Source organism: Kitasatospora sp. NPDC008050, from assembly GCF_042957465.1.
In the GTDB taxonomy this organism is placed as follows: Bacteria; Actinomycetota; Actinomycetes; order Streptomycetales; family Streptomycetaceae; genus Kitasatospora.
Map to the genome: position 1 here is coordinate 1 of NZ_JBIBIJ010000040.1, position 19,643 is coordinate 19,643.

Annotated in this window: 16 protein-coding genes and 1 pseudogene; 11 read left to right on the plus strand and 6 right to left on the minus strand. The window is 69.8% G+C overall.

The window, feature by feature from the left end:
* The first annotated feature begins 379 nt into the window (after positions 1-379).
* The 7 genes and pseudogenes from ACFZB9_RS36370 to ACFZB9_RS36400 all read left to right on the plus strand — a co-directional run bounded on the left by ACFZB9_RS36370 (position 380) and on the right by ACFZB9_RS36400 (position 7,242).
* Entirely contained in the window at positions 380-799 is a 420-nt protein-coding gene (locus ACFZB9_RS36370; protein WP_391454381.1) for a hypothetical protein, read from the plus strand.
* A gap of 250 nt (positions 800-1,049) precedes the next feature.
* A pseudogene (locus ACFZB9_RS36375) lies at positions 1,050-1,442 on the plus strand (helix-turn-helix domain-containing protein); the annotation flags it as partial.
* A 127-nt stretch (positions 1,443-1,569) separates the two neighbouring features.
* Complete coding sequence (locus ACFZB9_RS36380; RefSeq protein WP_391454383.1) at positions 1,570-1,974, plus strand: hypothetical protein; 405 nt, start codon at positions 1,570-1,572, stop codon at positions 1,972-1,974.
* A 1,444-nt stretch (positions 1,975-3,418) separates the two neighbouring features.
* Positions 3,419-3,586 (plus strand): epoxide hydrolase N-terminal domain-containing protein, encoded by a 168-nt coding sequence (locus ACFZB9_RS36385; RefSeq protein ID WP_391454385.1) that lies wholly within the window; start codon positions 3,419-3,421, stop codon positions 3,584-3,586.
* A 192-nt stretch (positions 3,587-3,778) separates the two neighbouring features.
* Positions 3,779-5,269: an NAD(P)-binding protein gene (locus tag ACFZB9_RS36390; RefSeq protein WP_391454386.1), complete on the plus strand. Its 1,491-nt coding sequence runs from the start codon at positions 3,779-3,781 to the stop codon at positions 5,267-5,269.
* Positions 5,270-5,344: 75 nt separating this feature from the next.
* Positions 5,345-6,568: a sensor histidine kinase gene (locus ACFZB9_RS36395; protein ID WP_391454388.1), complete on the plus strand. Its 1,224-nt coding sequence runs from the start codon at positions 5,345-5,347 to the stop codon at positions 6,566-6,568.
* 2 nt (positions 6,569-6,570) lie between these two features.
* The gene (locus ACFZB9_RS36400; RefSeq protein ID WP_391454389.1) at positions 6,571-7,242 is read left to right on the plus strand and encodes a response regulator; all 672 of its coding nucleotides are present in this window, start codon (positions 6,571-6,573) and stop codon (positions 7,240-7,242) included.
* A gap of 230 nt (positions 7,243-7,472) precedes the next feature.
* On the opposite strand, the gene ACFZB9_RS36405 is transcribed toward ACFZB9_RS36400, so the two are convergent.
* The 4 genes from ACFZB9_RS36405 to ACFZB9_RS36420 all read right to left on the minus strand — a co-directional run bounded on the left by ACFZB9_RS36405 (position 7,473) and on the right by ACFZB9_RS36420 (position 11,445).
* Entirely contained in the window at positions 7,473-8,363 is an 891-nt protein-coding gene (locus tag ACFZB9_RS36405; protein WP_391454390.1) for an AraC family transcriptional regulator, read from the minus strand.
* Between the two features lie 154 nt (positions 8,364-8,517).
* The gene (locus ACFZB9_RS36410) at positions 8,518-9,432 is read right to left on the minus strand and encodes an MBL fold metallo-hydrolase (RefSeq protein ID WP_391454407.1); all 915 of its coding nucleotides are present in this window, start codon (positions 9,430-9,432) and stop codon (positions 8,518-8,520) included.
* Between the two features lie 431 nt (positions 9,433-9,863).
* Complete coding sequence (locus tag ACFZB9_RS36415) at positions 9,864-10,334, minus strand: transposase family protein (RefSeq protein ID WP_391454392.1); 471 nt, start codon at positions 10,332-10,334, stop codon at positions 9,864-9,866.
* Positions 10,335-10,548: 214 nt separating this feature from the next.
* The gene (locus ACFZB9_RS36420; RefSeq protein ID WP_391454394.1) at positions 10,549-11,445 is read right to left on the minus strand and encodes a class I SAM-dependent methyltransferase; all 897 of its coding nucleotides are present in this window, start codon (positions 11,443-11,445) and stop codon (positions 10,549-10,551) included.
* A gap of 355 nt (positions 11,446-11,800) precedes the next feature.
* Here ACFZB9_RS36420 and ACFZB9_RS36425 point away from each other — a divergent pair, with 355 nt between their 5' ends.
* Positions 11,801-12,487, plus strand: coding sequence for a DUF402 domain-containing protein (locus ACFZB9_RS36425; protein ID WP_391454396.1), 687 nt, complete (start codon positions 11,801-11,803; stop codon positions 12,485-12,487).
* On the plus strand, positions 12,484-13,005 hold the full coding sequence (locus tag ACFZB9_RS36430; RefSeq protein ID WP_391454398.1) for an NUDIX domain-containing protein: 522 nt from the start codon (positions 12,484-12,486) through the stop codon (positions 13,003-13,005). Before ACFZB9_RS36425 ends, ACFZB9_RS36430 begins: the two co-directional genes overlap by 4 nt.
* A 263-nt stretch (positions 13,006-13,268) precedes the next feature.
* Here the strand turns inward: ACFZB9_RS36430 and ACFZB9_RS36435 are convergent, their stop codons facing one another.
* Positions 13,269-14,741, minus strand: a complete 1,473-nt coding sequence (locus ACFZB9_RS36435; protein WP_391454400.1) for an MDR family MFS transporter — start codon at positions 14,739-14,741, stop codon at positions 13,269-13,271.
* Between the two features lie 97 nt (positions 14,742-14,838).
* On the opposite strand from ACFZB9_RS36435, the gene ACFZB9_RS36440 reads away from it, so the two are divergent.
* Complete coding sequence (locus tag ACFZB9_RS36440) at positions 14,839-15,411, plus strand: TetR/AcrR family transcriptional regulator (RefSeq protein WP_391454401.1); 573 nt, start codon at positions 14,839-14,841, stop codon at positions 15,409-15,411.
* Between the two features lie 1,439 nt (positions 15,412-16,850).
* Positions 16,851-17,540 (plus strand): C39 family peptidase, encoded by a 690-nt coding sequence (locus tag ACFZB9_RS36445; RefSeq protein WP_391454403.1) that lies wholly within the window; start codon positions 16,851-16,853, stop codon positions 17,538-17,540.
* A gap of 702 nt (positions 17,541-18,242) precedes the next feature.
* Here ACFZB9_RS36445 and ACFZB9_RS36450 read toward each other — a convergent pair.
* Positions 18,243-19,472, minus strand: coding sequence for a zinc-ribbon domain-containing protein (locus ACFZB9_RS36450; protein WP_391454405.1), 1,230 nt, complete (start codon positions 19,470-19,472; stop codon positions 18,243-18,245).
* Positions 19,473-19,643: the final 171 nt, after the last annotated feature.

Sequence of the window (19,643 nt, forward strand, 5' to 3'; positions counted from 1 at the left end):
CGCGTGCAACCGGCTGAAAGCCATACCCGGTGTCCCTGGGCCTCAGGACCATACGACTGGCCCCTCTGCCACACCAACAACGTAGGACCGGCTGACCACACCAGCGCGGCAGTGTGGTACGGACAGGATCTATCGCGGCTGATCGCTCGCCGTCTGGAACCGGCGAGACGGTGGCCTGACCACACCGTGGATCCGGTTCCTCCTACCGTTCCTACCGTTCCTACCGTTCCTACCGCGCAGGTTTACCTGCATGTTCCACCCCAGGGTTGACGGCTGCTCAGCCGGCCGCTGGCACCCTTTCAATAGCCGCAGGGTGCGGTGCCGGGAGGAATCCGGTCGGCCGGGTGCCGCCGTGGTGAGTCCCGGTGAGGAGGGGATCATGGGTAAGAGCTTCAGGGCGCTGGCCGTGGGTGCGATAGCCGTAGCCTCAGAGGGTCTGGCGTCGAGTCCGGCCTTTGCCGACAGTTACAGCCGGTACCAGGGCGGCGTGGTGGGAGTGGGGGAAACGTCCTACGGCTGTGCGGCCCTGCTGGACGGCATGCACGATGACACCCAGAACTACTGGGTGGCCCGGGGCGCGTTCCAATCGATCACCGGTACCGACTGCCACGGTGCGCTGTACCGCAAGAGCAACGGCTCCAGCACCTGGACGCTGGCCAGCAACATCTACGCCTTCAGCGTCCCGGGGAGCTGGGTGCGCACCGGGTACCACTGGGACGGTCCGGGCGCCCAGTCGAAGGTGTGCGTCAACGTCGAGTGGATCGACCCGCTCCAGGGAAACTGCTCCGCCCCCTGGTAGGCCCGCGCCGGCCTGGGCATCCGGGCAGTGTTCCGCCAGGATCGGGGGCCGAACGCGTGTCCTGGACGGGGGAGTGGTCGGCGGCCAGGCCCAGTTGGACCGGTAAGCCCGCAAGTCGTTCACCAACATGTGGTGCAGTGCTGCGCGGTCCCAGGGGGTCGCGGTGCCGGCGCAGTGGTACTGAACTTGATTGGGTGATGTCGGGGCCGTTCGCCTGACAGCGGTCGTTCGGCTCCGGTGGCCCTGAGCTGTGAGATACGCACAGGGCGGCGGGTTGACCGACGGTGGGAGGGCCGTTCGGGAGCGGGTCCGGCTGCAGGCCGTGGAACGTTTCGAGCGTGGGGAGAAGAACCGGGAGATCGCTGCCGCGTTGCGGGTCAGCGAGCGGTCGGTGGAGCGATGGCGCCGGCCATGGCGCGAGCGTGGCGAGGCCGGGGTCCTGTCCATGGGCTCGCCGGGGCGACCGAGGCTCGGCGGGAAGCAGATCGCCAGGCTGGAGCGGGAGTTGGAGCGCGGGCCGCTGGTCCATGGCTGGGCGGACCAGCGATGGACGCTGGCCCGGGTGAAGACACTGATCGGCCGACTGTTCCACGTGAGCTACACGGTCGAGGGCACCTGGCGGCTGCTGAAGCGGCACGGCTGGCCGACCGGGCCGATCGGTTCGAGTGCATCCTGGCCGATTCTCGACTGGCCTGCGTGGCCGGGCTGCGATTTGATCGTGCAACGACCGGCCCAACTGGAGGGCTGGGAGGAAACGGGGGAAACACACGATGACTCGTGCGATCAAGACTCTTGCTGCGCTCGCCTTGGCTGGGGCGTCCGTCCTGTGCGCGACCTCGCAGGCGTCCGCCGACCCGAACCCGAACAACTACGGCGACCGTCCGCTGACGATCCAGCTGGACACCAGCGACCACGTGGGCGTGTACACGGCCCCCGATGCGGGATCCAGCAAGGTCGACGGCAATCTCACCCTCTCGCCGAACGATTACATCGTGGCGACCTGCTGGGTGGTCGGAGGAAATGTCGGCAATGCCGGCGACGTGTGGTACCGCACTGCGCAGGTGCACTTCAACGGCGGCGGGGACATCTACGTGGGGGCCGCCTATACCTTCGCACCGTATGTGGACTACGCGGCGGCCTTCCACAACGTGCCCGGCCTGCCCCACTGCGTCTGAACCTGCCAGTAGACACACAGCGGCCCCGCGCACCGGGAAGGTGCGCGGGGCCGCTGATCGGCCGCCAGGCCGGCGCCCAGTGGGGAGGCGGGCGCGGAGGCGGCGGTAGGCGCGCCGGCCGAGGCCGGACCAGCGGCCGATCAGCGTCTTGATCCGTGCCAGCGTCCACCGCTGGTCCGCCCAGCCGTGAACCAGCGGACCACGCTCCAACACCCGCTCCAGCCTGACGATCTGGGCCTCACTGAGCCGAGGTCTGCCCGGCGCCCCCTTCGACAGGACGCCTGCCTGGCCGCCCTCGCGTCAGGACCGGCGCCACCGCCCGACCGACCGCACGCTGATCCGCAGGACAGCGGCAATCTCCGCGGTCTTCTGCCCACCCTTGAACCGAAACGCTCCACGGCCCGAAGCCGTAACCGCTCCCGCGTGGTTTCCTGCACCAGCCAGGGCCGACGGTCCGGGGCGGTGTCCTCCTGACGGTCGTCGGGGGACAGGGTGCCGGTCTGACTCACGTGGTACTCCTGGATGTTGATCACGGCTGGGCGGGGACGGACGGTGCGGCGCAGTGCCCGGGAGCGAGCCGCGCGTCGAGCGCCTCGGCGAACCCCGGCGAGGGGTTCAGCCGAAGCCGCCTCTGTTGATCCGCTCACCGCGACCCCGGTCTGCGAATCAAGGCTTCAAGATCATCTCAAGAGAGCATGCTCGCTGCTCTCGCACCTGGCGAGCCGTCAATCCTCTTTCGGAGATGCTCGTGCCCCACGCCGCCCTGATCGCAGCCGCCCCTGCCATCCTTTGCCTCGCACCGGGCTGCGGCCCCTCGAAGAGCTCGTCGGTGTCAGCGGATCGGGCATCGCAGAGACTCGGCGAGATCACCGGGTAACGGGATGCCGAGGATCCGTTCCGCGGCCCGAATCTCCTGCGGTGTCGCCGGTGGGTTGAGCAAGGCGAGGTCGGAAGCCGAGTGCGTCGCCGGCCAGGAATCGATCCGGCTCCATGACTCCGAGAAGCCGCTGTCGTACCGATCTTGGTGAGCATGGGTTCGAATGCGGCGGCTCGGTCGGGCGATCTTCGGTCTGTCCGTGCATGAAATGCCGCCTGCGTGAGGCACCCCACGGTGCGGGCGGATACCTGTCTGCGCGGGTCACCCCGGTCTTGCTTCCACCCTCAGAAGATACGCACCCGCCTCGTACTGCGCTCGTGGTAGGTCAAAGGTCTGCGGGCGCACGACGACAGCCCCGGGGCGCGACCGGCAGGGTGAGCAGTGCCGCAAGCGGCGAAACGAGCACCGTCTGTCGAGGAGCCTGGAGCAGCCGTGCACCCTGCAGCACACCGCGAAGCCGCCCCCGATCTCCGGTAGGCCGGGGTGTACGCAAAGGCGGCCTCTGGTCGTGCAAGAACGCAACAACACGCATCGCCGCTCTGCCCGCGATGCGGGGGAGAGAGCATTGTGGTTGATTCCGACGCTGTCACGCCCTTCCTGCTCGCCGTGCCTGAGGAAGCGCCGGAGGACCTGCGCGACCGCCTGCGTCGTGTCCGGCTGCCCGAGGCCGAGACGGTCGACGGCTGGTCACAGGGGATCCCGCGATCCTACGTCCAGCAGTTGTGCCAGTACTGACTCGAAGAGTACGACTGGCGCCGATTCGAATCACGTCGTTGCGCCTTCGTTGCCGGGCTTCGGAGAGCGCGCCCCCCGAGGACTTGACGAGTCCGGTGACCGTCCCATCGGCGGTTTCGGTGTTCCCGAAGGAGCCGTTCCGATCGCCCCGGGCCTGCATGCACGGGCATTCAGCGGCGATACAACGCACCGGTGAGCGGCGACGAAGGCGTCGTTCTGCCCGTGCGATCGCGAATTCCGCACCACCACGAGAGAGGAAATACGTTGTCAGAAACGGAAACCGTAGAGGTCGACTACCTGATCGTCGGGGCTGGAGCCATGGGCATGGCCTTTGCCGACGCTCTGGTGGCCGAGACGGACGCGACGGTGGCCATCGTCGATCGCTACGGCCGGCCCGGCGGCCACTGGACGGTCGCCTACCCGTTCGTGCGCCTGCATCAGGCTTCGTCGTTCTACGGCGTCAACTCGCGCGTACTGGGAACGGGCGAACTGGACCAGCACGGCTGGAACGCGGGTCTTCACGAGCTGGCGTCGGCCGATGAGATCCTCACGTATTTCGACCAGGTGATGCGCAAAACCCTCCTGCCCACCGGTCGCGTCTCGTACTTCCCCATGTCCGCTTACGATGGCGCGGATCCGGCGCGACCGGGTGTCCAGCGGTGTCACTCGGTCGTCACCGGTCGCGAGTTCGACATACGCGTGCGCCGGCGGACCGTGGACGCCACCTACATGAACGTCACGGTTCCCGCGATGTGCCCGCCGAAGTACGAGGTGGATTCCGGGGTCCGGCTGATCACTCCCAATCAGCTGCCGGCCCAGGACCTTCCGTCGTCGCACTACACCGTGGTGGGGGCGGGAAAGACGGGCATCGACGCGTGCCTCTGGCTTCTGCAGCACGGCGTCGACCCGTCCGGCATCACCTGGATCATGCCGCGCGACGCATGGCTGCTCGACCGGGCTCAGATCCAGCCCGGGCCGGAGTTCGCCGCGATGAACGCCGAGTTGCTCAAGGCCCGGGTCGGAGCGGTGCTCGGATCCCACACGGTCGAGGAGCTCTTTCAGCGGCTGGACGCCAGCGGGCTCCTGTTGCGGCTGTCCTCGGACGTCACGCCGACGGCGTTCCGCTGCGCGACCGTCACCCGGTCCGAACTCGAGCAGCTCCGGCGGATCCCGGACATCGTCCGTCACGGCAGGGTCAAGCGCATCGGCACCGACACGGTGGAACTCGACGGGGCGACCGTCTCCGCCCGCCCCGGCACCCTCTACATCGACTGCACCGCGGATGGCCTTGAGGCGCGGCCGGCAGTGCCGATGTTCAGTGCCTCCCGCATCACGTTGCAGGCGATCGTCCCGTGCCAGCAGGTGTTCAGCGCCGCGTTCGCCGCCCACGTCGAGGCGGCATACGACGACGACGCCCAGAAGAACCGGATGTGCGTCGCCTCGCCTCACCCCAGCACCACCTTGGACTGGCTCCGCGGCATGGCGCACGCCGATGACCAGCTCCTGCGGTGGTCCGCGGACCCCGGGCTCCTCGAATGGTGCGACGCATCGCGTCTCACCAAGCACTCGATCGGCTCGCTCCCTGACGAACAGCGGACCGCGCTCTTCGAGGCCCTGTACGCCGAGAAGACGCGGCTGCAGGAACTACTGGCACACGAAAGCCAGGCCGTAGCAGCGAGCTGAACAATCCCGCGGGCACCGCAGGGCCGGACCGGCGTCATCAGCCGGTCCGGCCCTGCGTACGGTAGAGGAGTGCAGATGATCAGCCGGCTCGGACAGCCGCTTCGGACCCAGCCGTGGAGGGGCGATCTGGTCGTCGCGGTCGGCTGCTTCGTCCTGTCCACCCCGGTGGCGGCAGCCGTCGCATACGTCCACCGGACCTCGGTCGCCTGGTACATCATCGGCCTGGCAGTCGCCTGCGTACCGCTGGTCGCCCGCAGGCACTGGCCGGTCCAGGTGTTCGCGGCGACTCTGGCCGTGAGCGTCGCCCAGATTCTCGTCCTCACCTTCGTCGGGCCGACGGCCGCCCCCATCGCGGTCGCGCTCTACACGGTGGCGATGCGCACCGACCGGCGTACGGCCTGGCGCGTCGCCGCGTGCGCCACCGTGGCACTCGTCGGCGCGTCGCTGATTTCCCGTGCCAGCTTGGCCGACGTCTGGCAGTACCTGGCCCAGATCGCCGGATTGAGCCTGGCGGTGGCCAGTGGCGACGCCGTCCGCAGTCGGCGCCAACTGCTCGCCTCCGCCCTGGAGCGAGCCGAACGGGCCGAGCGCACCAGGGAGGAGGAGGCCCGCCGCCGGGTCACCGAGGAACGCCTGCGCATCGCCCGGGAGCTGCACGACGTCGTCGCCCACCACATCACCCTGGTCAACGCCCAGGCAGGCGTGGCCCACCACTTGATGCGCACCGATCCCGACCACGCCTACCAGGCTCTCGAACGCATCCGGGACACCAGCCGGGCGGCACTGGACGAGCTGCGCGCCACCGTGGGACTGCTCCGCCATAGCGACACCCCGGCCGCGCCTCGCGAACCCGCGCCCGGCCTCGCCGCTCTGGACGCCTTGCTGGACTCCTTCCGCCACTCCGGCCTGGACATCACACTCGAACGCACCGGGCGACCGGACGAGCTGCCGCCGATCACCGACCTGGCGGCGTACCGGATCATCCAGGAAGCCCTGACCAACACCCGCAGGCACGCCGGCCTCGTGTCGGCACGGGTCCACCTGGACTACCGCACCGAGGCGCTGCGGATCGCCGTCGAAGACGACGTCCCCGGCGCCCGGGACGCCGGCAGCGGCAGCGGACCCGCCACCACGACCACCGGCCGAGCCCAAGGCACCGGCACCGGCACCGGTCACGGAATGATCGGGATGCACGAGCGGGCCAAAGCCGCAGGCGGCACCTTCACCGCCGGACCACGCCCGGCCGGGGGCTTCCGCGTCAACGCCGAGCTGCCGCTGCGCGCCGACCGAAAGGGCTGACCATGACCATCCGTGTGCTACTCGCCGACGACCAGGCCCTGCTGCGCGGCACCTTCCGCATACTCATCGACTCCGCCACCGACATGGAAGTGGTCGCCGAGGCCGCAACGGGACGCGAGGCCGTCGAACTGGCCCGCAGCAGCCGCGCCGACCTGGTCCTGATGGACATCCGGATGCCCGACCTCGACGGCCTCGCCGCCACCAGGCTCATCACCGAGGACGAGAACCTCGCAGGCGTCAAGATCCTGGTACTGACGACCTTCGAGAACGACGAATACGTCGCCGAGGCACTACGCGCCGGAGCCAGCGGCTTCCTCGGCAAAGGCATCAACCCCGACGAACTGCTGAACGCCATCAGAGTGGTCGCTGCAGGTGACTCCCTGCTCTCACCGACCGCGACCAGAGTCCTGATCAACCGCTTCCTGGCGCAACCCGCCACTCCCGGCCGGAACACGCCACCACAACTGGCCGCCCTCACCCCGCGAGAGCACGAGGTCGTCACCCTGGTCGCAGCCGGCCTGTCCAAGGACGAGATCGCCGAACGGCTCTACGTCGCACCGCTCACCGCCAAAACCCATGTGAACCGTGCGATGACCAAACTCGGCGCCCGCGACCGGGCCCAACTCGTGGTCATCGCCTACCAGACCGGACTGGCCCGCCCCGGCGGCCTCTGACTGCGCCTCTCACCCGGGGCGGTCCCCGAGTGCGGCCGCTGCCACGCGGGCTTCGAGGCGACGGCAAGTGCGGAGCCGATGCTGGGCGACGCGGCGAACTCCTCGACGATGGCCCGCATGTGCGTCAGCGGCTCACGCGCGACGCTGGTTTCCGCGACCTCGGGGACCACGACATCGGCGAGCCCGGCGAGACGCGGTCGACGGTCCGCCGGACGCTGTGATCGGCGACGTCAGGCGGTGGTTGTTGCCGTGACCGGCCATTGGGTGGTGTCCTGGCCCGCGCGGCGCTCGTGACGGTACTGGCCGGGGGCGATTCCGTGCGCTCGTTTGAAGGCGTTGGCGAAGGCGTACGCCGAGCTGTATCCGACCTGCTGCGCAACGCTCGACAAGGGGGCGTCGCAGTCCCGAAGGAGTCGCGCCGCCACGGTCAGCCGCCACCACGTGAGATAGGTCAGCGGCGGCTCTCCCACCAGGGCGGTGAACCGCCGGGAGAACGCTGCCCGTGACAGATGTGCCTCTCTGCCCAGGTCTTCGACGGTCCACAGACGGGACGGGTCCCCATGGATGGCACTCAGCGCGCGGTTGATCGCCGGATCGCCCAGGGCGGCCGACCAGCCGGAGGTACCACCGTCCGCTTCGTCCTTGAGCCAGGCGCGCAGCAGGTACAGCAGCAGCAGGTCCAGGAGTGTGGGCACAGCCGCGTCGCCTCCCGGCTGGGATGCTTGCAGTTCGCCTCCGAGCAGTGCGACCGCCGAACTCAGTGAGGGGTGTCGGCCGACCTGCGCGGGCAGGTGGATGATTTCGGGCAGGGCGGCCAGCAGCGGGTGCGGCCGTGACTGGTCCATCTGGTAGGCACCGCATAGCAGTGACGTCGCCGTCCCGGGCCCTTGGCCCGTCAGGGAGTGCTCGGTGCCGCGCGGTGTCAGGACCACATCGCCGGCGCTCAGCACGGTCGGGGGGCCGGTCGGTGGAACCAGCTGGCACGAACCCTGGAGGACCACATGGAATCCGGCGCCTGCGAACGCCTCGAACGGGGTGTGCCAGTTTCCCGCGCGGTCCTCCCGGTTCGCGAAGGGCCTGCCTGTGCGCATCGCGGAGATGACATCACTCAGAACATCCATGAAGTGACCCTACGACAAGACGACAGAGTATCGAAAGACGGCAGGATTTAATCCAGAGTCTTTCGTGTTTCGTCTGCTGAAGGCTTTCGAGGGCGCGTCCCGGATCGAGGGGTGCGGGGACCCCGGCGAAGTTCGCCGGGGTCGGTGAACGGCGTTACGCAGGTGGTGGGAGCGGGGCCCATTGCTTGATGGCGTACTTCGATCCGTTGCGCACGACTTCGGCCGCACCGGCTCCGCCCAGGTGGGCTGGAATGATCAGCGCGTTGGTTGCCGCGGCCTGTTCGAGCATGCGCATGCGCGCCCGCGTCGCCTCGTGCTGGTCCTCGCTGAGGCAGGTGTCGTGGTGGGGTTCCAAGAACTGCAGTGGGGTGTGGACGAGGTCGCCGACGAACAGGGCGCGATCCGTGCCGGAGTCGAGCTTCAGCACCGCGGAGCCCGGGGTGTGCCCGGGGGCGAGCTCCAGGCTGAGGTCCGAGTCGATGCGGTAGCCGGTGCCCTCCCACAGCACCGCCTGGCTTGACCGGTGGACGGGCAGGACGCTGTCCTCGAACGTGGCCCGGCTGTCGGCGGGGTCACCGAAGCGGGATCTGCGCGGGTTGTTGCTGTCCGGGTTCCAGTAGTCGAAGTCGGCCCTGCTCATCAGGTACTGGGCGTTGGGGAAGGTCGGCACCCACGCGCCGTCCACGAGACGGGTGTTCCAGCCGACGTGGTCGGCGTGCAGATGGGTGTTCACCACGATGTCGACATCGTCCGGCGTCACGCCGAGAGTCGCGAGCCGCTCAAGGAAGTCGCCCTTGCGGCCCGCCAGCACCGCGTCCGAGCGCTCTTTGTCGTTGCCCAGGCCGGTATCGACGATGACCGTGCGCCCCTGGCTGCGCAGGACCCAGGTCTGCATGTGCGCCTGGTAGTTGTCGGTCTCGGCGTCCCAGAAATGAGGGGCGAGCCAGGAGCGGTGCTCCCGCCAGAGATCGGCGGGAATGGACGGGAAGAGAACGCTGGCGGGAGCGAAGGGGCCCTGCCACTCCGTGACACGGGTGATGTCCACGGATCCGAGGGTGAATGTATCCATGTCCGCAACGATATGCACGCCTGGAGATACGTTGAATAATCCAGAAGCCATCTCTGATACTCAATCGTCTCGACAGTGCAACGTGTGACGCGAGGCCTCGATACGGTCGACCAGATTGCCGATGCGGGGCTGCTCCGCCGCCTTGACCGGAGCCCTGGGCCCGCTCATGGCACGTCGCCCGCTCATGGCACGTCCTTCCTCCGCCGGCCCGGCCTGGCGCGCTTTCTCGCACGGCCCGGACTCGCCGGCCACCGCGGTCAGTTCGTCGTGCAGCTCGCTGGGCCTCTCGTCCCAGCGGGCCAGGGCCCGCAGCGCGGCCCTCACTCGGGAGGTGACCGCGTGCGGCGGAGGTGGCGCCGGCCGCCCGGATTGACCAACAGCGTCCTTTTGGCAGGGGCCCGCCTGCTTTGTTCTGGGACCTCGGAGCCGCCTCAGGGCCACCCCATGTGGCTGACGTTGATCGAACGTCTATCGGCCGCTGGTCCACTGTGCGCACTGACCTCTTCGAGTCCTTGGAGAACCATAGTGATCAAGCGTGTAGTAGTCGGCGTAGCGGCAACTGTGCTGTTCGGCCTCGGTGCCGGTGTGGCGCTTGCCCAGGCGGGTAAGGACAGCGCGGCAGGCGTCACACCTGTCCCCGCGGTGGCCTCGTACATTCCGGACTTCTGGTTCCACCATGCGAACGTGGATCGCTGACAAGGCCGAAGACCGAGGAGGCTCACGCTCAGGCCTCCGTGCTCGGATGGGGTGAAGATTCGGCGTGGACAGCCGACGCTCTCGCAGTGGAACCGGCGCACTGGCCGGACGATCGTCACAGCGCGGCCACCCATGGCCAGGTCGGCGATCCGCCGCCGACAGCGATCGTGGCCCCGCGCCGAACCGGCACCGCATCCGGACAACATGCATAGTCAGAAGCTATTCGGGCTGTGATCTTCACCCCCGATCCGACCTCGCGGACGTCCTCGACCACCAGGGCGGCAAGGTGTGGCAGCAACAGCTTCAGCGTCTGATGACAGAGCACGCCCGTTCAAAGATCGGCCTGACGCGCAGTCACACCCGGCGATCCCGAAATGTTGATCAGAGCCATCTGAACTGGCCGCTGACACCCAAGCCGAGCTAAATGGTCCGACGAGTCAAGAAGAGAGTGGTGACGTAGGGCTCGACGACAGGTTCGCCGAGGCTCTCCGCAGCTTGTGCGATCTTGTCCAGGACCATCTCGCGTCGATGAGCCGGCAGATCGAGGAGGTGGGAGAAGGTTGCGAATAACTGACGAATCTGTGCGGGGTTGAACACTGCCTCCCACCTGAGGGTCGTTACCTCCACAGGGCCGAATCTGTCGGCAGCGCGAAGGTCCGCGACGCGGTCCTGGATACGCAGGGCATAGGGAAGGTGACCAGTCCCGCGGTCCTTCTCCGGTAGGTGCCGGGCGTGGATGCGTTCCACGTGGGCACGAAATGCCGTCGGGCGCTCAGGATCGCCGAAGGCCGTCCACCAGGCGGCCAGCCAGCCCTCCGGCTTGAGCGCATCCGCGATCTTGGGTACCGCAGTACAGGGATCGAGCCAGTGCAGGGACGTTGCTGCCACGGCGAGGTCGTAGGTGGCGGGCTGAATCGGCACAAGGTCGAAGTCGCCTTCGACAATGCTCAGTGGCTTCCCGGGGAAGGTCCTTCGCAGCTGACGGGCTATTTGTTCACCGAATTCGACTGCGTGGATTCGGGCGCCCCGGGCCAGTAGTTCCCCAGTCGCCTGGCCGGTTCCCGGTCCAACTTCCAGTACGTGGCAGCCCGGTCCCAAGCCGCAGCGTTCAGACAGAATCTCGTAGACCCGCGCCGGGTAGCCGGGGCGTCCGCAGTGGTAGGCGCCGGCATCGGCATCGAATGTCCCACGAAGCTGGAGCCGCATCGCGGCCTCACGCTTCTTTGATTGTTCATGCACGATGCCGCAGCCTACGGTGAGATTTCCTCGAAGCGGTCGTCGACCCGCTCCACCACGGCCACATTCGTTCTCGGCCACCTTCTCCGGTGAACCGCGCACCGCGCACCGCGCACCGTCACCTCGGGCGCGCGGCTTCAGGCCTCCGCGCGGGGGCCGGGCAGGACGAGGCTCAGCGGGCGCGTTCGACCACGGCCGGTGCGCTGAACCCGGCCCGCACGATCCGCAGCTGGGCGCCGAGGATGCAGACCGCGCCGGCCTCGTTCCAGAGGGCGCCCTGCAGCCAGCCGTGCCGTCCAGGAGCCGCGCACGTGCCTGGACGCCCCGCAGCCGGCGAACCGCTGGGCCGCCGGCCGCTCCGGCATCCCCAAGCCCTGACCCGCCGTCACACCTTCGAGTGGACTTCCCGGCCCCGAGGCCGGGAACACTCTTCGCCATGACCGACACCACCCTGTTCGAGTCCGGCACCACTGCGATCCGCCGCGACGTCCATGCCGACCGGGTGTGGACCGCGATGCCGCAGCGGGTGATCGACGACACCGGCCACGTGCTGACCCTGGCCTACTGGCCGGGGATCGAAAGCCTGGCCCCGACGACCTGGATCTCCTCGACGCGCACCGGTGACGCCGCCGCCCGCCGGCAGGGCCTGGCCGACCTGGCGGCCGGCACCTGGGCCCTGGACCGCTACCGGTGGACCGGCACCGAGCTGCTGAGCCACTTCCTGAACGGCGAGTGGTTCTCCGTGCACTGCTTCCAGGACGCCGCCACGAAGGAACCACTGCGCTGGTACGTGAACTTCGAGCACCCCTACCGGCGCCGCCCCGGCCTCGGCATCGACACCATGGACCTCGCCCTCGACCTGGTCATCACCCCCGACCTGTCGGGGCACCACTGGAAGGACACCGAGGAGTACGCCCAGCTGCGCCGCCTCGGTGTGGTCGACGACTACGTGGGCCGCCAGGTCGAGCAGGCCCGAGGCCGGGCGATCGGCATGCTGGACAACCGCACCGGGCCGTTCGCCGGCGGCTGGCCGACCTGGGCACCGGATCCGTCCTGGCCGCTGCCGACGCTGCCGCCCGGCGCCGACGAAGCGGCCACGGCGGCGACCCCGTACCGGCCGTGACGAGCAGCGGCACGGGAAGCGGGCCGGTCCGCGTGCGGGTGTGCGCGGTGCTGGTCCACGACGGCCGGGTGTGCCTGATCCGCCGTCAACGCCCGGCCGGCCCCCAGCACTCCTTCCCCGGCGGCCTGGTCGAGGACGGCGAGGACCCGATCGACGCGCTGCGCCGGGAACTGCTCGAAGAGCTCGACCTCGACCTGGCGATGCTGCTCGCGCCGCCGGTGCTGCGGTACGTCCAGGACCAGCAGAGCGAGCGGCTGGGCGAGGACGAGCCGTTCCGGCGCCGGCACCTGGTCTTCACCGCCCACCTGCCCGACGGCCTGGTGGAGGCCGTCGCCCAGGCCGAGCAGGACGACCCGGGCCAGGCACCGGTGGTGTGGCTGCCGGCGGCTGACGCGGCCGGCCTCCACCTCTACCCGGCCATCGGCGCCGTCCTCGACCGGACCGTCCAGCCCGACACCGCCGCGGGCGGCCCGGTGCTGCTCCCGGCGATGACCGGCGCGACCTACCGTTGGCGCTGACGTCCCGCGCGCATGCCAAGGAGGGCTCCGCTGTCGCGGTCGCCGAAGACCCACCGGTCTCGCCGGGAGAGGCGGAACCGTCCGAAGTACCGGGCTACGACCCAGCGCCCCGACGTGTTGCGGTGGAGTCGCCTGGCCGAACCCTCCGCCCACCGTCCGGGCCTGGCGGACGCGGCGTAGCGCCTGCACACCGGGCTCGGTCCCCAGCGCGTCCGGGTGCGCGGCTTCGCCCTGCAGGCCCACCAGCTCTTTCGGGGGGGTGTTCAGGATTTGATGGATTGTTCGGTGGGTGTGGTGTTCTGGGCCTGTGTGTCCGGGCGGGGTCGGCCGGGCAGCAGGAGGCAGAGTGGAACGGCCGCGGCGGTGAATGCGGCGGCCCACCGGAAGGCGTCGGCGAATCCCGAGGCCAGGGCGTTGGGGTTGTGCGCGCCGACGGAGGTGCGCTGCAGGATCACGGCCAGGAGCGCGGTGCCCGCGGCGCCGCCGATCTGCTGGGCCATGCGGCCGATGCCGGCGCCTTGGGGGATCTCTTCGGGTTCGAGTCCGATGAAGGGGGCACCCATGATCGTGATCATGGCGGCGCCCAGTGCGACGCCGCGCAGGAACAGCACGGCCATCAGAGCGGTGTTGCTGGTGGAGGCGGTGACGAAGCCGAAGGGTACGGTGGCCGCGCAGGTGAGGGCGAAGGCGGCCAGGGCGATTGGACGCGGGCCGAAGCGGTCCATGTACCGGCCTGCGAGCGCGCGGGAGACCAGGGTGCCCACGCCCTGCGGGATGAGCAGCAGTGCTGCGCCGAGGGCGGATTCGCCGCGGACCTGCTGCCAGTACAGCGGCAGGAGCAGCATGGTGCTGTACAGGGCGGCGCCGGACAGGAAGACCAGCACCGAGGACGAGGCCAGCGCGCGGTGGCGCAGGAGCCGGATGTTGATCAGGGCGTCCGGTCCGCGCCGCAGCGCCCAGCCGAGGTAGCCGAGCAGCAGGGCGAGCCCGGCCAACAGCGGCAGCGCCACCTTGGGGCTGGTCAGTGCGTCCGGTCCGGTGAGCTGGGTCAGGCCGTAGATGAGGGCGGCGATGCCCGGCGGGAGCAGGAGCATGCCGACGACGTCGAGGCGGGGGCGGGGTGCGGACTCGTCCTTGGGCAGGTGGCGGACGGCGAGCCAGGCGCCGACGACGCAGAAGGGGACGTTGAACAGGAAGATCCAGCGCCAGTCGCCCAGGTGCAGGATGACGCCGCCCAGGACCGGGCCGATGACCGGGCCCAGCGCAGTGGGGACGGTGATCAGCGACATGACCTTGCCGATGTTGCGGCCCTTGGCCGCCTGCATGATCAGGGTGACCATCAGCACCATCATGATCCCGCCGCCGAAGCCCTGGACCACCCGGAAGGCGATCAGGCTCTGCACGTCCCACGCCGAGGCGCACAGTAGCGACCCGGCGAGGAACAGGCCCAGTGCCGCGATCCACAGGCGTTTGCCGCCCAGGGCCGCCTGGAGCCATCCGACCGCCGGCATCACGGTGGCCAGGGCCAGCAGGTAGGCGGTGCTCACCCACTGGACGTCCGCGAGCGGGGCGTGCAGCTGTCCGGCGAGGCCGTCGATGGCGACCGTCATGATCGTGGTGTCGAAGATGACGGCGAGCGCGCCGATGATCAAGGTGATGGTCAGGCGCCGCAAGGCCGGATCGATCCGGTCGGACGGTGCGGTGGACGATGGTGGCCTGGCATCGGTGGCGTTCACGAACGCTCCCTAGGATATAGAGCTCTATCTTACGGATACCAGGCTAGGCCGCTAGAATTAGATAGGCAAATCTATCTAGATCGTTGAGGGGATTCGCATGGCCGAGCGACGCCGCGGAGCGGCGCTGGAGAAGGCGCTGCTCGACGCGGCCTGGGACGAACTCGCCGACAACGGCTACGCCCGGTTCACCATGGATGCCGTCGTCAAGCGCGCGGGCACCAGCCCCCCCGTCCTCTACCGCCGCTGGTCCGACCGTGACGCACTCGCCCGGGCCGCCATCGTGCACACCCTGCGGGCACACATCCTCGAAGCCCCCGACACCGGAAGCCTGCGGGAAGACGTACTCACCCTGATGCGGCAGATCAACGACCCCGCCCGCGTCCAGCTCGTCACCGTCATGAGCGTGCACCTGGCCGGCCACCACCAGGAGACCGGAACCAGCCCCGGCGACCTGACCGACCCGTCCGTGACGGGGCGCAAGGAGGCTGTCGACGTGCTCTTCGAGCGCGCCGTCGACCGCGGCGAGATCACGCCCGCACTCCTCACCGAACGCATCAAGTCCCTCCCCTTCGACCTACTGCGCCACGAATTCCTCACGACCTTCGCCCCCGCGCCCGACCACGTCCTCGAAGAGATCGTCGACACGATCTTCCTGCCCCTGGTGCACTGACCGCGGCACCACCGCTGACCGCACCGGCATGAACGGGACGGCGACCAGGACGAGGCACGCCCGCCACAGGGCGACGGTGCCGCAGGCGACCAAGCCGTGGTCCGTTGCTGCGGACGTCGTCAACGGCGGCGGCGCACGGCCCGCAACCGGAACCCGAGCCCGGAGTGGACCCGGGAGCCGACCGGCTCCCGGGGCGACCTCGGCTACCCCGAGCTGGTGGCGCCGCTCACCGACGCCCTCACCGCCCGGTGCGCCTGCGCGGCCGGACGAGGCACCGGGCAGACAGCCGTCCGTGCGATCACCGATGCCTACACCGCCGCTGCCCGGTTTGGCCGGCCCCGCCGCGGGCGACACCGACCGACCGACCGACCGCTGCGCCACCGCCGCTACCCGGCCGCTGGTCGTGCTACGTAGCAGCCGGCCCCGGCTGCTACACCGCTGCTACCCGGCGCCGCTGCTGCTGCCTGGTGAGTTTCGCTCCGTCGGGACTCCCCGTCGCAGGTCAGGGCAGTGTGTGTGGCCTGCCCCGGTGGGAGGCAGGCCACTCACGGTCAGCTCGACTTGACCCGCAACGCCACCCACCTGCTCGGCCCCGGCTGGGACCTGGCCGGCTGGACCCCGCGTCCCGGGGCTGTTCTACGTCCGGCGGGGCCGCAAGCCGCTGGACTGGATCGAACACGGCGTCAACAACCTGCCCGGCTGGGCCGCCCTGATCGGCGGCCGGTTCCTTGTCCCCGGTGACGACCCGACCCGCCCGCTGCTCAGCGACGATGCCGACGATGCCGACGCCGCCGCCCGGCTCATCCACGACGCCCTGGAACTTGGCCTGATCGACACCGCCGACCCCGCATGAGCCCCTCAGCGCCAGGTCCCCTTTCGAGTCCCTTTCAGGCAGTCGACACGGGCTCGCGATCCGCGTGGGGCGGCCGGGAACACCGGTGGAGACACACCGCCGAAGTAGCGGGCCGCTTCAGCACCGCAGCACCGCAGCACCGCAGCACCGGCGGACCCCGGGGCGGGCCGCGGCCTGGGGACGCCGGTGCTGTCCTGCCGCTCCTTCCGCAGCGTGGCGATGCGCGGCTCCCCTCCGGGCTCCGGACCACGCGCGGGTCGCGGTTGTCGGCTGTCCGGGCAACTCCCGTCGCATACACGACCGTGGCCGGCTCCGCCAGCGCTGGTGTCACCGCGAGGCGAAGCGGGCGAAGCCGAGGTTCGATGGAGGGGACGTCCGTAGCCGCCGCCGGCCTGCGCTCAGGCCGGCCGCAGCCGGCGGCGGATGTCCGGTCCTCAGACGATGAGGAGCCATGGGAAGGAGATGGGCCATGGAGAGCCACGAGGACGTCCTGAACGGCGGGCGGTGCCCGCACCCGAGCCCGCGACAGCCGGTTCCACCCGCGGCCTCGTCACCCGCGACCGCAGCGCGCGCCGGCAGGCGCCCAATGCTGGGCCGGCTGGCGACGAAGAGGCACGGCTGGCTGGCCGCGGCCGCCACCGCGGCCCTGACCAGCGCTGTCATGGTGGCGGGCACGCCCCCCTCGAGCGCCGCCTCCGCCGCTGTCCCGGCCTACCAGCAGCAACTGGGCAACGACTGCGAGGCCACCTCCCTGCGCATGGTGCTGGCCGCACGGGGGGTGCAGGTCTCGGACCAGGACGTGCTCGGGACCATCGGCGTCGACCTGGCACATCCCCAGGCGGGAGTGTCCGGGCCGTTGTCCGGGGACCCGTTCCAGGCCTTCGTGGGAGACCCCAACGGCTCGGAAGCAGCCGGTACCGGCTTCGGCGTGTACTACCCGCCGATCGCCCAGGCCGCGCAGTCCTACGGCCTGTCCGTGGCGGCGGCCGGACAGGGGATCTCCCCCGCCCAGCTGCGCAGCGCGGTTGCCGCGGGACACCCGGCGATCGTCTGGGTCGACTACAACTGGCGTGACGTCGCGGCGAGTTCGTACACCGCGTACGACGGTCAGGTGGTGCCCTACGCCGGCCCGTCCGAGCACTCCGTCGTCGTGACCGCGGTCAGCAACGGACAGTATCTGGTCAACGACCCGGCCCGCGGGCAGCTGCAGATCAGCGAGGCGGCCTTCGATGCCGGGTACGCCAGCTACGGCGACATGGCGGTCATCGTCGAGTGACCGCTCCGCCCCGGTCGGACCCGCTGTCGGGGCGGCAGCGGGTCCGGCCCGTGGGTGATGGGCGTCCTGGAAACGGCGGCGGAAGCGCTCCGGATGCGGTTCGGATTCCGCGGTCGAACCGCGCATCGGCCGCGGAGTTTGCCGAAGGCCTGCGGTACGCGGTGATCGGCCAACACAGTAGCGCGGGCCGGCGTGTGGTACTGGCGAACGACATTCCCCTCATCGGCGACCGGCCCGTCACAGTGTGAGCCTCTGCGCCGACTCCGACCGCGCCGACACCTGCCAGGGCGAGGAGCTCCTCTCGCCTCCGGCCTGACGCTGGACTGTGCGGGCTGAGTACACCACCATGCGGCTGGAACGCGCCCCTGCCAGCCGACTCCGAGGGCTTCGAACCGGCCGCGCTGATCGGCACTCAGCTTGTCCGGCGGGCCTGGGTGCTGTTGGGCCGGGCGCCCAGCGACGCGGTGCTCTCCTTGTGCCTGCCGCGAGCCCGGGCTGTTGTCCGGTTCGAGGCGGCGGGCGGGGAGTGGATCGCTTCCGGTAAAGCGCACCGGAGGAGGCGCAGTTGCCGGCCACGTTGTCGGAGCCGTCGGCGGTGCGGTCCGGCTCGGGGGAACCTGGCCCGCTGACCCACAACCTCACGCAGCTGCCCCGGCCCCGTCAGGGGCCGGGGCATCCTGCGTTGGTCGATCGATGCCGACGTCAAAGGCCCTTCAGGACGCGCTCGAGCGCCGACCGACCTGCGGGCCCCCAGTTCGGCTTGCCGCCCGGCAGGCCGCGGTCCCCGTTCTGGCCCATCAGCATCAGGAACAGGCTCTTCATCGCGGCCAGCCCACGCGCTCGTCGGACCGCCGCCTCGTCCGCCTGCGCATAGCTGTCGAAGAACCGGGAGGCGCCTGTGCGCTGACGACAGCCGGGGCAGGCCTGGTGGCCGAGGAAGACCAGGGCGACCATCGCCCGCCACGGCTCGTGGCCGCGCGGGCAGGACCACCACACCACCGTGTTGGAGCCCGCGGTCACCTGGTGGGGCGTCAGGCCCGCATTGAGCCGGCGGTGCCACAAGGCGGCGATGCGAGGGCTCTCGGTGGCCAGGTCGCGGTGGGAAACGCGCTGCGCGCAGTGCGGGCACCGGGTGGTGCCACGGACCCGGTAGTAGATCTTCGCGCGGAACTCGCCTTGGCAGTCCGAGCATCGCCACCACGCGACACGGTGGGATCCGGCGGTGATCTTCTCCAGCGCGAGGCCTTCGTTGCGGACGGGGTGCCACTCGGCGGCCAGCCCTGGATGCGCTCGCTCGAGCTGCGGTGCCGCCTTGCGCCCGGCACACTGGGGACAGCCGGAACCGGCGATGGCCCTGTGCCGCACCGACGCGGGCCACTGGTGCCCCTGCGCGCACCTCCAGATCAGGCGAATCTTGTCGTTGGTGAGCAGGTGTCGCGGGTCGATGCCGGGGTTCGTGTCCGGATCGACCTCGACGAGCATGTCGGGGAGCTCCTCGAGGCGGCGCGCTTGGGGCAGGATGCCGGCCCGGGCACAAGCCGGGCAGCCCGTTCCCCGGCTCCGGTTGGATATCCGTGCCTCGTACTCGTGCCCGCCGGGGCAGCGCCACCACACCTTGCGCTGCGAGTCCGGAGTGGTGCTGTCCGGTGTGAAGCTGTTGCGAGGGTGCCACTCGGCGACCAGGTGCGCCGAGTGCTCGGCGAGGCTGACGCGTCCTGGCGCGACGTAGCCGGCGCACTGGGGACAGCCCGACCCGGCGACGCGGCTGTGCACGGCGGCCTGCCACGTATGACCGTCGTCGCATACCCAGTACACCCGCCGGTGCGAGCCGGGCCCGATGGTCGCCTTGTCCAGGTTCCCGTTCAGGCCGGGGTGCCACCGGGCGGCGATCAGCGGGTGTTCGTCAACGAGGAAGCGCGTGCGACGGGTCATGATCGCGAACCGTACGAGGACACGCTGACATCCGCTGGGCCGGCCGATAACGCCGCAGCACCGTTCGTTGCGGCTCTCCTAGTACTCCAGCAGGACTTCGACGTTTTGCCTGTTCAGAGGCTGCGCGCGGTGAGTGTAGCGGGCTGATGGCCCATCAGGGGCGGTCTTCAT

Bases quoted from the DNA above. Each gene is read 5' to 3' on its own strand.
- ACFZB9_RS36370 (WP_391454381.1), top strand. From the start codon at position 380: ATGGGTAAGAGCTTCAGGGCGCTGGCCGTGGGTGCGATAGCCGTAGCC.
- ACFZB9_RS36380 (WP_391454383.1), top strand. From the start codon at position 1,570: ATGACTCGTGCGATCAAGACTCTTGCTGCGCTCGCCTTGGCTGGGGCG.
- ACFZB9_RS36395 (WP_391454388.1), top strand. From the start codon at position 5,345: ATGATCAGCCGGCTCGGACAGCCGCTTCGGACCCAGCCGTGGAGGGGC.
- ACFZB9_RS36400 (WP_391454389.1), top strand. From the start codon at position 6,571: ATGACCATCCGTGTGCTACTCGCCGACGACCAGGCCCTGCTGCGCGGC.
- ACFZB9_RS36405 (WP_391454390.1), bottom strand. From the start codon at position 8,363: ATGGATGTTCTGAGTGATGTCATCTCCGCGATGCGCACAGGCAGGCCC.
- ACFZB9_RS36410 (WP_391454407.1), bottom strand. From the start codon at position 9,432: ATGGATACATTCACCCTCGGATCCGTGGACATCACCCGTGTCACGGAG.
- ACFZB9_RS36415 (WP_391454392.1), bottom strand. From the start codon at position 10,334: ATGTTGTCCGGATGCGGTGCCGGTTCGGCGCGGGGCCACGATCGCTGT.
- ACFZB9_RS36425 (WP_391454396.1), top strand. From the start codon at position 11,801: ATGACCGACACCACCCTGTTCGAGTCCGGCACCACTGCGATCCGCCGC.
- ACFZB9_RS36440 (WP_391454401.1), top strand. From the start codon at position 14,839: ATGGCCGAGCGACGCCGCGGAGCGGCGCTGGAGAAGGCGCTGCTCGAC.
- ACFZB9_RS36445 (WP_391454403.1), top strand. From the start codon at position 16,851: ATGCTGGGCCGGCTGGCGACGAAGAGGCACGGCTGGCTGGCCGCGGCC.
- ACFZB9_RS36450 (WP_391454405.1), bottom strand. From the start codon at position 19,472: ATGACCCGTCGCACGCGCTTCCTCGTTGACGAACACCCGCTGATCGCC.